The following is a 12354-nucleotide window of genomic DNA, read 5'->3' as shown; positions in this document are numbered from 1 at the left end:
CTGTCCTCCTTAGTTTTGGCCTTTGACAGCTTGTTTAACTTCTACTACGCCGCCTTTAGGTCCTGGAACCGCACCTTTAACTAGGATGTATGAGTCGTCAGCACTAACCTTAACCACTTTTAGGTTTTGGATTGTTACGCGTTCATTTCCCATTTTTCCTGAACCTTTTCTACCCTTGAATACTCTAGCTGGATCTGAACCTGCTGCACGAGCACCGGCAACTCTGTGTGATTTAGAGCCGTGAGATACTGGACCTCTACCATAGTTCCATCTTTTGATAGCACCTTGAGTTCCTTTACCCTTGCTTGTTGCAACAACGTCTACGATTTCGCCTTCTTCAAAGATATCAACACTTAGTGTGTCACCTGCTTTAAGTTCAACTGCTTCATTTCCGAAGTTGATTTCTTTAAGGTGTCTTTTGTAAGGTGCACCTGCTTTGTCAAAATGAGCTTTTTGTGGCTTTTTAACATTCTTTTCTTTTTTGTCTATGTAGCCGATTTGAGCTGCGTTGTAACCGTCGATTTCTTCTGTTTTAACTTGTACAACTACATTTTCTTCAGCTTTTAGAACAGTAACTGGAGTAATAACTCCATCTTCGTCGATGACTTGAGTCATGCCTACTTTTGTTGTAAATATACTCTTCATTCGAGTACCTCCTTAATTACAGCGGATTGAATATCCAATCATTCTAATTACAGTTATTATAACTTAATCTCGATATCAACACCTGCAGGTAAGTTTAATTTCTTAAGTGCATCAAGTGTTTTAGCATTTGGATTTATGATATCGATTAATCTTTTGTGTGTTCTTTGTTCAAACTGTTCTCTAGAGTCTTTGTATTTGTGAACCGCTCTTAAGATTGTAATCTTTTCTACTTCTGTTGGAAGTGGGATTGGTCCAGATACTTCTGCTCCGCTTCTTTTAACCGCTTCTACGATTTTCTCTGCTGAGCTATCGATAACTTCGTGATCGTAAGCTCTTAGTCTAATTCTGATCTTTTGTTGATTAGCCATTTTTCCTCTCTCTTTCTTTGCCACGCTTCCGGGCGTTTGATATTTTTTGGAAAGCGCTTGAAATATATTTTCAAACTTGCTGGTCAAGAGTTCCCTTAGCTTGCGGCCTACAAACCAAGCAACATCTTGCTTCAAAGCACCATATAATAATACAACAAAAAACTTATAAAATCAAGCCTTAATTAGTAAATTTTACATAATTTTAGAAATATTTATGATAATATCTAAAAACGAACTTAAAAGCTTAATAATTAGCCTTTTGCCGGTTGCTTTTAAATATACTATGGAATTTTTACTTGTCAAGGGAAAAAATAATGTTAAAATCTTATTAGCTTATATAATATATAAAGGAAAGAAAATAAGGAGTTTATATGAATTTTTTAGAACAATTTGCAATTTTAATCGCAGCCCTATTTGCCGGCAGCGTCTTAAAAGCAATATTACCCCTACCAATACCAGAAACAATTTATGGGATGGCCATACTCTTTGTCTTATTTTTGACCAAGGCCCTAAAAACATCCGATGTCAAAAGAGCCTCAGAAACCATACTTGAAAATATGAGTTTTCTCTTTGTCCCAGCTGGTGTAGGCATCATAGAAAATTTTGACTTATTTAGGCAAAATTTCTTTGCTATGTTTGTTATCACTCTTATAACTGCTAGCATTGCCATGATTGTTAGTATGAAACTTGTCTCAATAGTACAAAAAGGAAAATAAGATGTTTGCTAATTCGTATTTTGGAATAATATTATCATTTGTAGTCTTTGAAGCTAGCAAAAAAATAAACAAGAAGATTAATAATGTGATTTTGAAAGCTATCTTTAACCCACTACTCTTATCTATAGTTACAATCTCTGCTATTCTATCATTGGCTGGCATATCCTATGCAGATTACAATATGGGAGGATCAATCATATCCTTTTTCATAGGACCTGCAACTGTAGCCCTAGTAGTTAGTCTTTATGAAAATATCGATATATTAAAAGAAAATTTTAAAGCAATAATGATTGGAATCATAGGAGGAAGTTTCATCTCCATGTTTCTTACGGTAATACTTGCTAAAATTTTTGGAGTAGAATTTGTAATGACTGTAACCCTCTTGCCAAAGTCTGTAACAACAGCCATAGCCATAGGTTTGTCTGAAGAATACGGTGGCATAGTATCCCTAAGCGCTATAGCAGTTATAATTCGTGGAATTGTAGGCATCATAATAGCACCGATTATAATTAAAGTATTCAAAATCACAGATCCAGTCGCCCAAGGAGTTGGCATAGGAACAGTAGCCCACGCCCTAGGAACAACCAAAGCCCGAGATATGGGAGAAGTCCAAGGCGCTATGAGTGGCCTATCAATAGCTGTAGCAGGAATTGTAACAGTAATCCTAATGCCTCTAATGGTCTTTATCACAAACATAATAAGTTAAAAGCCTGCAAGAAAAGAGTCCTTGCAGGCTTTTTATTAGTCTAAAACTATGTTGTTGAAGGTTTTTCTGTTAGTTTGAATTCAAGTATGAAAATTTAAATTTCACATAGCTTGCCACAATCTTTTTATTCTATGAGCCGATATTATTGCCAATACGACACTTAATAATATTTGTATTAATAAAGTGACAATATTTATCCAAGATAAGGTAAATCTTATTGAAAATATATTAGATAAAGGATTCATATTTAGAAATTTTAAATCTGGGAAAAATATGAATATTAGATTTGGTAAAATCATCAATATGAATGTTGTAAGATATACCCCTATTCTCCTTTTAATCTTTAGATTTACCAATATTATCGTGTTGACTAGTACAATTATGCTTACAAGACCATAAATCACCAGAAAAACACTTAGAGCCAAAAAGTTTATATTAATTCCATAGTTAAATAGGGCAGGCAGAGATTGAACTACAGCTTCATAATTTAGTCCATAGCCTTGGGATAAGGAAGATTTGTACAAGTAGCTTTGACATATTATGTAATATATTATAGCAATTATGTAAGAGTTGGCCATTCTATTAATTATTACATCTACATGACCTCTTTTTGTTGATTTTATTAGCCTACTTATCTTTAAGGATTCATCTTTTATATAGATCTCACTAATCACAATTATTAATAATAGATAGAATAATACAGAAGCTATTAAGGTGTAATTATTATGGACAAAATGATAATTTCCAATTTCTTCATCCATTATATAAAGATTTTCTGTTTCGCCGGAACAGGCGACAGATTTTTTAACTTGATCATATAACTTAGAAAAACCAATTTCTTTTGATTGTTCCCTTTCTAAGTCCTCTATCATCCTATCTCTTTTCCTATAGTTAATCTTACCCTCATCAAAATCTTCATTTATCTTTTGTATTTCAGAGTCAATGCTAGCAAAATATTCTTTTTTATCATCTAAAGCTTCTATTTTTCCTTTATCGACTTTGCCTTCAAACTCGTAAACAAAAGACCTGTAAGTCATTCTTACAAAATCGTAAGTTTCTGTTCTCTCTTGTGGTATTGATTTTAGACCAATTACAACAAGCAAAATAGCTCCTACTAATCCCATGGATTCTACAAAAATCCTATAACTTTCAAACGTAAATAATGATTTTGGATTAATAGCAAATTTTAGTGTATGGTTAGAACTTTTTCTAAGTGGAATTTCATCTCTTAAAATATTATAAGAGACCAAATTAGTTAAAACAAAAACAAACACGCACACTGTAATACTATAGACATATCTTTTAACAAATCCTACATATACAAAAACATCTGAGTACTTACCGTACAAGTCAAAAACATTGTAGTGAGAAAATAATGACAAGTATTTTACACTAGAAAAAACTGTGTATTGGTCAATAAATCTGTAAGATAAATAATTTATTAATACGAAAATCATTGAAGAAAGTACTTGAAATCTCATATCCTTAAAAACAGAAAATATGAGGGCAAGTATTGAGCTATAAAATAAAGTTCCTAGAATTTTTTGACCAATGAATACCAGAATATAATCTCTAATACTTAAACTAAGACTAGCATCCCTAAAAATCATCAAAGATTGTATACTTCTATTAAGACTTCCAAAGCCAAAAAGTGTTTTTACATTTATAATTAATAAAGTATATAAAAAAGTGGCAGAAATTATTGTTATAATTCCAAAGAGAAGCAATTTTGATTTAGCTCTATTTTTTGAACCATCTTCAATAGACGCTATAAGCCCTATGCAATAATTTTCCCTATCAAAGTTAAATACCATATATCCTATTATGAATATAAAAACCATCAAAAGAATATCCAAGTATTTACTATCTACCAAAAGCTCCAAGGCTCTCTTGTCCTCAAATTTCAAATCTAGCTTTTTAGTTTTAAGTATTTCGTACTGGTCTGCTTGATTTTCTATAGATCTTCTCAATATTTCATTTTGTCTCACAAGAGGCGATCTTGTACTTCTCCTTAGATTATCTATTGACTTAGCAAGCTCTTGGTCATAGTTTTTTACATATCCTCTCTCAACTCCTATATTATCCTCAACTTCAAATATATCTACATAGGTCTGCTCGTAATATCGCTCATAAACACTTGACATAGAAAGTATGATTATTTCTGCAAGCAAAAAAAAGCCTAGAACTGACACGAAAAATAATTTCTGCTTTCTTAACTTGAAAAATTCTTCTTTCAGATTTCTAAGCATTCTTATCTCCTTCAAATAGATACAGGTAAACATCCTCAAGATCTACTTTGCCCTTTTCAAACTTTACTCCTTCAATTAGAGGTGGTTTATCAAAGTCTCCTGTTATCTTGATATAGTTTAAGCCATTTGCTCGTATTTGCATTTGGCTGACATTTGTATTGTCAAGAAAATATTTTACTTTGCCAGGTTCTATCTCTGCCTCAAAAGCTATATTTTCATATTCTTTGAGTATGTTTTCAGGAGTATCTTTTAATATTAGCTTGCCTTCTTTTATAATAATTATTTCTTTGGAAATATGTTCTATATCGGATACAACATGGGTAGAAATCAAAACTATTTTATCTGCAGAAATCTTTGACAAAAAGTTTCTAATAGCAATCCTTTGTTTAGGATCAAGACCTGCTGTAGGCTCATCTAGGATCAATATATCAGGTTCTTTGATCAAAGCTTGGCTTATAAGCAATCTTTGCTTCATGCCTCCACTTAATGAAGATATTTTTCTTTTCCTCAAATCTAATAGCTCTGTTACTTCTAGCACCCTAGTAACTTCATCTTTTATATCTTTCCTACCAAGTCCCTTTAAAGTTCCTACATAGGTCAAGAACCTCTCCAGAGTATATGATGGATATAGGGCTTGATTTTGTGGCATATAGCCTATATGACCCTTGAATTTCTCTATATCCTCACTAACGTCTTCACCCTTATAATATATAGACCCTTCTGACTGCGGAATCAAGCCTGTAAGAATATTGAAAAATGTAGACTTGCCAGCCCCATTTGCTCCAAGAATTCCATATATACCTGGTGAAAGAGAAAGGGAAAGATTATCTAAAGATTTAAAATCATTTCCCTTGTAAGTTTTGCTTAAATTTTCTATAAGTAAATATTTATTAGAATCATCCATATCACGCCTCTACATAGATTTATAAACTTACTATTCAGATACTATAGGCTCTTTAAAAACTTCTATAAATGAGCCATCTTTAATCAAAATTAAGTCTCCATTGGTATATGAAAGTAATACATCACCCTGGTTATTGAGCTTTATAGTAAATTCACTTCCCAGTTTAAAGAAACTTTCTGGAAGAGTAAGCTCTTTTTCATCTTGATTTATAGTAAAAGGAGTTTCTATCAAACCATCCTCCTTGATGTCATAAGTTTTATAGGCAGACAAGGCCGGAAAAGATGACTCAATTACATCATTGTCAGAATACACCAAGGTTTTTAATATTGGTATTTCTTTTTTATCACCATCACTTAAGGCGAAGCCAGGAATCTTGCTCCATGCACTCTCATCTGTTTCAGATCTAGCAGCGTATAAGCATATAAGTTTGCTATCAGATATATAAAAATTTGATAATTCATAGGCATCAATCTTTTCATCTATGAAATCGATTTCATTACTTGTCAAGTCAATCTTAGCTAGCTTATATTCTATATCATCGTCATTTTCCAAGAGCATAAGCATATATAAATTATCATCGTATATATAAGTCTTTTGCGGGGCTAAGCTTGTATAGCCTAATTTTTCTATCTTATCTCTAAGGCTAAGCAATTCTTGGTCATCCTTCTTTGCAATATGGTATTTTTTCAAAGTAAACTTATTTTCTTTTGAAGGATCCAAGTCTGCCTCTATATAATATAATGATCCCTTATAGATATTGACAGGGTACAATAATGGCATATCGTGCATACTTCTAGCATAGTTTTCTTCACTAACTACAGCTAGGCCTTCATCACCAGCAATGTAGATATTGCCCGCTTCGTAGAAGACTTCACTGGCATTGGAAAAGTAAGCATCCGAATTTTCCCTCTTGCTAGGATCTGCTAGCAAGTCCTCAAGACTATTTTTTTCTCTAGATACCAAAAACATTTCATTAGTTTCCTTATCTACAAATACTAGCAAATTATTTATTAGAGTGTAATATCCCATATCACTTTCAGCCAAATTATGATAATGTGAATCATAATAAGAACTGTTATCATATTTGTTTATACTTATGTCTTCGTTGGCCTTCTTGGAACTACTATTAGAGTTAGAGCATGCAACAATTGTTATAAAAGATAAGAGAGTAAGTAGAAGTTTTTTCATAGCATCGCCTCTTTATAAAAATATTAGTTTTAGTTTCCTATTGCTATCAAGATAATAAATCACAACATAGAAAATTATTCTTATTCTAAAAACGTTTTCTTGTTATCCCTATACCCTCACATTTATTTTTTAAACAAATCTATCATAAAAAATCTAATTTATTATCTATTAATGCTAAAAACCTGCAAGAAATGGGTCCTTGCAGGCTTTTTATTAGTCTAATACTATATCAGATGCTAAAATAAGAATCCCATAGAGCAATTAATTTTATAATGCTTTATGGGATTTTATATTAAAATTTTAACGTAGAATAAGCCAAAAGCTTAAATTCTAATTAATAAATTTTAAATTACTCTGTTTCAATTTCTATATTTCCTGTAAAATTATCACATTTTATTATTATATAGTTTCTACCTGCAGATAAATTTAAATTTTCTTCTATACTTCCATTACCTTCTAATATAGTTTCCTCGTCATTATCATCTTTGGATAAAATCACTTTTGCATCTCCGCTTTCAGAAATTATGTTACATTTTATGCTTAGATCTTCAGATGTTTGTATAGAGGTTGTCCCAAAGATACACTCTTCACCTGTAAAATTTTCGTAATCAGATGTATATACACCTCTAAGATCATCAGCTCCCCCTGATTTTTCTCCCTTTAATTTGAATTTAGGTGTTAATTCGATTTTCCCCGCTGATTCAACAATATTATTATAGCTACCTAATATATCGTCTTTATTTAAGTCACAAGATGATACAAAAGCAAAAGACAAAATTACTAGTAGGCTTAAAATTGTTTTTTTAATATTCATATTTCTCCTTTAATCAAATACAACGAATTTAAATCATTATATATTAGTCTAATACTATGTTATTATAGGTTTTTTCTGTTAATTTGAAGGTCATAAAATAAAATATTATATAGAAGGCAAAGACTGATACTAGGCATATCATGTATAGGCTTGTGTTTGACAGGCTTAATAATTCCAAGAACTTGGTAATTATTGGTATGGCAAATAGGGAGTGGACAAAGGCAAATATTAGTGGTAGGAAAAATACTAGGCCCATTTGTTTGGATATGGATTTTTTGGCTTCCCCATCTGTCATGCCAAGTTGGCGCATGGTCTTAAATCTATTTTTATCTTCTATACCTTCGGAAAGCTGTTTGTAGTAAATTGCAAGTACTGTTGATACAATAAAACCTAGGCCAAGTATAATCCCTACAAAAAATATTCCTGCATAAATGGCCATAAATTCCTTCCTACTACTTATGTCATCATTTAAACCAAACCAATGGTCGCTAAATTCATCCATTAGTTTATCACGTAGGACTTCTATTAATTTTGGATCGTATGGGCCATCTACATCAAAGTTAATATGCCAAGTAGGCTCATAGCCCCCATTATCATCTAAGGCAAGAGTCTCTTTAACCTTGTCAAATTTGTCTGAATCCTTAAATACTAGCATATCCTTATTGGTCATTGTAATATCTGCTACGGCAAAAGTAATTGGATAATTTTCTCTTTTTTCCTTCTTAACTTTTAGGTCCATATCTCCGATTTTTGTGATGTCAGTATGATCATCTTTGGCAAATAATATTGCATCGTAGTCCCCAAAGTCGTAAGTAGATTTTTCATCCAAAAATGTATGGATCCCATCAACTTCTTCATCCAAAGCAAAGTTAGGATCATTGTCCATATGATTAATCTTGCTACCATCTCTACTTACAGGTAAGAAATTGCTCTTATAAGCATAAATCTTTCCAGCTTTATTGTTTTCTTTTAGAGTATCACCTATCAATTTTTCAAAGTAGGAAACATCATAATCATTTGCTGGAAAAGACATGCTGTAGTCTGTTGGAAATAGACTATCTTGGACTTCGCTTATTCCAAAATATAGGGAAAAACCAGAAGTAAGGACAATAATTACCATGGTTGATAGGATTGCTATACTTGCTAGGGTCTTGGCACTATTTCTTACCCTGTAGATAAGGCCAGAAACAGCTGTAAAGTTTTCTTTTTTATAATAGAAACTCTTTTTCTTTTGTAAGACTTTCAAAATTCCAGAAACAATTACAGTAAAGGCAGCGTAAGTTCCAATTATTACAAGAATAACTGCTAAGAAAAATGTCTTTAAGGCTTGCATAGGGTTTTGGGTTGTAAGGCTTATATAATAGCCAGCACCTATGCATAAAATTCCAAATATACCGATGGCTATAGGGTTTCTTGGAGCTTTTTGTCCAGCCTTTGATTCATATCTAAAGGACATAGGGGTAAAGTTTCTCATCTTAATAGTTTGAGCTACTAGTAATAGAATGAAAATTCCCAGAAAGATTAATGCAGTGAGAAGTAGTGGTTCTAGTATTGGTAGGACTCCACTATCCAAAACATTCAATTTCAAATTCATTAATCTTATAAATCCAGCAAAAACCAATTTGTATATGACAGCTGAAATAAGTGTTCCTATAAGAATTGATCTTAAGTATAAATTTACTAGTTCGTAGATGTAAATCTTAATTAAATGCTTTTTTTCCATACCCAAAGTCAAATAAAGAGCAGATTCCTCAGCCTTATTTTTTTGGATAAATTTGTAATTAGTAAGCAAGGTGATTAGGGCAAAGATCAGTAGAATGATGGACCCCAAATTCATAAGGGTTATAATTGTATTTGATCCAAAAAAGTTTTTCATCAATGGATCACCACTAATGGATATGCATATATTGATTAAAACTATGAAAAACACTGCAGTTCCAACAAAGGGATAGTAAAGTCTCTTGTGTCTTCTTATCCCATCTATTGCTAGTCTGTGATATAGGGAATTCATCTTATATCACCTCTTTGGAGCATTTGCATTGTGTTGGCGATTTTTTGGCCCATCTCATAGTCAGTAAAACCAGAATTATAAAGTTCGTGGAAAATCTTTCCGTCTTTGATAAACAAAACTCTCCTTGCTCCTGACGCCGCTTGGATGGAGTGGGTTACCATTATGACAGTTTGGCCGTTTTCATTTAGTTCTTTGAAAACTTCCATCAATTCCCTGGAAGAGTTGGAGTCCAAAGCACCTGTTGGCTCATCAGCTAGGAGCAATTTTGGATTAGTAATAAGAGCCCTTGCCACAGCACAGCGTTGCTTTTGACCACCAGAAACTTCATAAGGATATTTGTTTAATAGTTGGTCTATCCTTAGGGGCTTGGCTACGCTCATGAGTTTCTCATCAAAAGTTTTGGGGTCATCTTCTGCAAGTATTAGAGGCAAGAGAATATTTTCCTTTAGGGTTAGGGTGTCCAAAAGATTGAAATCTTGGAAAACAAAACCTAGGTGGTCACGTCTAAACTTTGATATTTCTGCATCCGCTATGGAAGAAAGATCCTTGCCCTCTAATATTATTTTTCCTTTGCTAGGCTTATCCAAAAGAGCTAATAGGTTAAGCAAGGTAGTTTTTCCAGAACCAGATTCCCCCATGATTGCTATGTATTCCCCCTCTTCTACGGAAAAGTTGACATTATTTAGGGCGTGAACTTGGTTGGTTGATAATCTTGACTTATATATTTTTTCTAAATTTGATACTTTTAATAACATATTTTCACTTTCCTTTCTTATCTTTTCTCTATATTACAACAGAAAAAAGAAAAAATCCTTGCATTAAAATAACACTTACAAGCTTAATGTGACAATATGTTAGTTTAGGGCATTCTTTAGGTCAAATATAACCTTTGTTCCCTGGCCAAGCTTTGATTCTATAGATACATCTATAGACAAATTTTCACAAGCACTTTTTACCAGACTTAGGCCGATACCTGTAGATTTCTTGTAAATCCTGCCATTGTATCCAGTATATGACTTGTCAAAAACCCTAGGCAGGTCTTCCTCTCTGATTCCTATTCCCGTATCTTTTATGATAAGTTTCTGACCCTCCATATAAAATGAAATTGTCCCAGCTTGGGTGTACTTGTTTGAATTTGACAAAATCTGATCTAAAATAAAGGCGAACCATTTTTTATCTGTTGTAAGCATAAGACCTGTAGGCTTAAAGTCAACCTTGTTTTTCTTTCTTATGAAGACTTTAGAATATTTTTTGATAGATGAACTTATAAGCTCATCAAGTGAAACTTCCTCAAAGACAAAGTCAGTAGAAAGGGACTCAAGTCGGGTGTAGGATAGGAGAGTTTCTATATATTCTTCTATGGCAAAAAGCTCGGCCTTGGCCGCATGATCATCTATGGGGTGGTCATTTAGTATCAAGTCCAGAGAAAAAAGTGGGGTTTTGATTTGATGGGCCCACATACTTACATAGTCCTTGAAAAGTCTCATCTTATCTTCAAAAGAATTTTCCATGTCCTTATTTTTCTCATAGATAGTCATTATGTTGCCATAAATTTTGCTTTTTTCTATTAAAAAATTTGGCCTAGATGAAAAGTCATTGGTCCACATTGTTATTTCCTTATAGGCTTTCTTAAATTTTATATAAGAAATTATAAGACTTAATACAAAGAAAAACGTGGCTAGTAGCAAGATATAATAAATATAGTTCCTGTCTATCCCAAAGGAAATACTAAAGATCATTAGGACAAAAAATATTATGAAAATCACCAGGCTATGGGCCTTAATTCTAATAAATTTAGACATCTCTTTCAATGTAATAACCCACCTTTTTCTTTGTCTTTATCAAATCGCCAAGACCTAAGTCTTCCAGTTTTTTCCTAAGTCTCATTATATTGACAGTCAAAGTATTATCGTCAATAAATTCGTCTGTTTGCCAGATCTTATCCATTATTTCTTCCCTCTTGTAGACTTTTTCTGGATATTCGAACATCATCTCAAGGATCAAATATTCATTTTTTGATAGGGACAAATCCTTGCCAGCAAAAGTTAATACCATCCTATTTCTGTCTATTTCTATATCTTTATAGGAAAGCTTGCTAACAGTTTCGCTGTATTGGTAGGAGCGTCTCAAAACTGCTTTTATCTTTGCAAGGAGCAAGTCCAAGTCAAAGGGCTTGGTAATGTAATCATCAGCCCCCATATTCATAGCCATAATCTTGTTTAGATTTTCATCTGCAGATGAAATGAAAATTATTGGCACATTTGATGAAGATCTGATTTTCTCACACCAATAATAGCCATTAAAAAATGGTAGGGACACATCAAGTAAGACCAAGTCCGGATTGATATCTAGGAAATTTTCGTACACAGAAGAAAAGTCATCTGGCGAAAATACTTCATAAGACCATGATTTCAAAAATTTCCCCAAAGATTTTAATATAACTTCGTCATCTTCAACTATATAAATTTTAACCATAAAAACCTACTTTCTACTATAATTATAAGGCAAAATCAGCAAAATCAGAACTACCAGCTTAGCTGGTAGTTTCCACAGCGCCTAGAAGGCGCGAATACCGGCACGCCCCTATTGGGGCTCCGAGTATTATCTCCACATGCACCACTTTCTCAGCTTCTGCTTAAGCAGTTTATTTATTGCTTCTTTTTACTGACTCTCCCGTAAACGGGTCATAGTATTCCTTGATACTTATTTGATCCGCATAATAGTCTTCTTTTAGTTGATTTTGTATATATTCT

Annotated in this window: 12 protein-coding genes and 1 pseudogene; 2 read left to right on the top strand and 11 right to left on the bottom strand. The window is 32.9% G+C overall.

What is annotated here, in order from left to right:
• Positions 1-9: 9 nt before the first annotated feature.
• Together rplC and rpsJ are read right to left on the bottom strand one after the other, a co-directional pair.
• Entirely contained in the window at positions 10-645 is a 636-nt protein-coding gene (gene rplC / locus BN38_RS02260) for a 50S ribosomal protein L3 (RefSeq protein ID WP_044565290.1), read from the bottom strand.
• 56 nt (positions 646-701) lie between these two features.
• A complete protein-coding gene (gene rpsJ, locus BN38_RS02255) occupies positions 702-1013 on the bottom strand; it encodes a 30S ribosomal protein S10 (protein WP_044565289.1) in 312 nt (103 codons plus the stop codon).
• Between the two features lie 371 nt (positions 1014-1384).
• Between rpsJ and BN38_RS02250 the strand changes: the two genes are divergently transcribed.
• Positions 1385-1729 carry a CidA/LrgA family protein gene (locus BN38_RS02250; RefSeq protein WP_044565288.1) on the top strand — a complete coding sequence of 115 codons (345 nt, stop codon included), beginning with the start codon at positions 1385-1387 and terminating at the stop codon, positions 1727-1729.
• Position 1730: 1 nt separating this feature from the next.
• Entirely contained in the window at positions 1731-2435 is a 705-nt protein-coding gene (locus BN38_RS02245; protein WP_044565287.1) for an LrgB family protein, read from the top strand.
• Between the two features lie 101 nt (positions 2436-2536).
• Here the strand turns inward: BN38_RS02245 and BN38_RS02240 are convergent, their stop codons facing one another.
• The 9 genes and pseudogenes from BN38_RS02240 to BN38_RS11650 form a co-directional block, all read right to left on the bottom strand.
• Positions 2537-4684 (bottom strand): hypothetical protein, encoded by a 2148-nt coding sequence (locus BN38_RS02240; RefSeq protein ID WP_044565286.1) that lies wholly within the window; start codon positions 4682-4684, stop codon positions 2537-2539.
• Positions 4677-5588 (bottom strand): ATP-binding cassette domain-containing protein, encoded by a 912-nt coding sequence (locus BN38_RS02235; protein WP_044565285.1) that lies wholly within the window; start codon positions 5586-5588, stop codon positions 4677-4679. The genes BN38_RS02240 and BN38_RS02235 overlap by 8 nt, the downstream gene beginning before the upstream one ends.
• Before the next feature lie 30 nt (positions 5589-5618).
• A complete protein-coding gene (locus tag BN38_RS02230) occupies positions 5619-6776 on the bottom strand; it encodes a hypothetical protein (protein WP_044565284.1) in 1158 nt (385 codons plus the stop codon).
• Positions 6777-7125: 349 nt separating this feature from the next.
• Positions 7126-7590, bottom strand: a complete 465-nt coding sequence (locus BN38_RS02225) for a hypothetical protein (RefSeq protein WP_049944423.1) — start codon at positions 7588-7590, stop codon at positions 7126-7128.
• Between the two features lie 43 nt (positions 7591-7633).
• Entirely contained in the window at positions 7634-9601 is a 1968-nt protein-coding gene (locus tag BN38_RS02220; RefSeq protein ID WP_044565283.1) for an FtsX-like permease family protein, read from the bottom strand.
• Complete coding sequence (locus tag BN38_RS02215) at positions 9598-10356, bottom strand: ABC transporter ATP-binding protein (protein ID WP_044565282.1); 759 nt, start codon at positions 10354-10356, stop codon at positions 9598-9600. The genes BN38_RS02220 and BN38_RS02215 overlap by 4 nt, the downstream gene beginning before the upstream one ends.
• A gap of 99 nt (positions 10357-10455) precedes the next feature.
• Positions 10456-11208, bottom strand: coding sequence for a sensor histidine kinase (locus tag BN38_RS02210; protein WP_195890874.1), 753 nt, complete (start codon positions 11206-11208; stop codon positions 10456-10458).
• 187 nt (positions 11209-11395) lie between these two features.
• Entirely contained in the window at positions 11396-12076 is a 681-nt protein-coding gene (locus BN38_RS02205; protein WP_044565281.1) for a response regulator transcription factor, read from the bottom strand.
• Positions 12077-12245: 169 nt separating this feature from the next.
• Positions 12246-12354: pseudogene (locus BN38_RS11650) on the bottom strand (IS200/IS605 family transposase); the annotation flags it as partial.

Origin of the sequence: Anaerococcus provencensis (genome assembly GCF_000312365.2) — a bacterium.
GTDB lineage: Bacteria > Bacillota > Clostridia > Tissierellales > Peptoniphilaceae > Anaerococcus > Anaerococcus provencensis.
The sequence above is the reverse complement of the archived record's forward strand: the minus strand, read 5'-3'. Positions and strand labels throughout refer to the sequence as shown.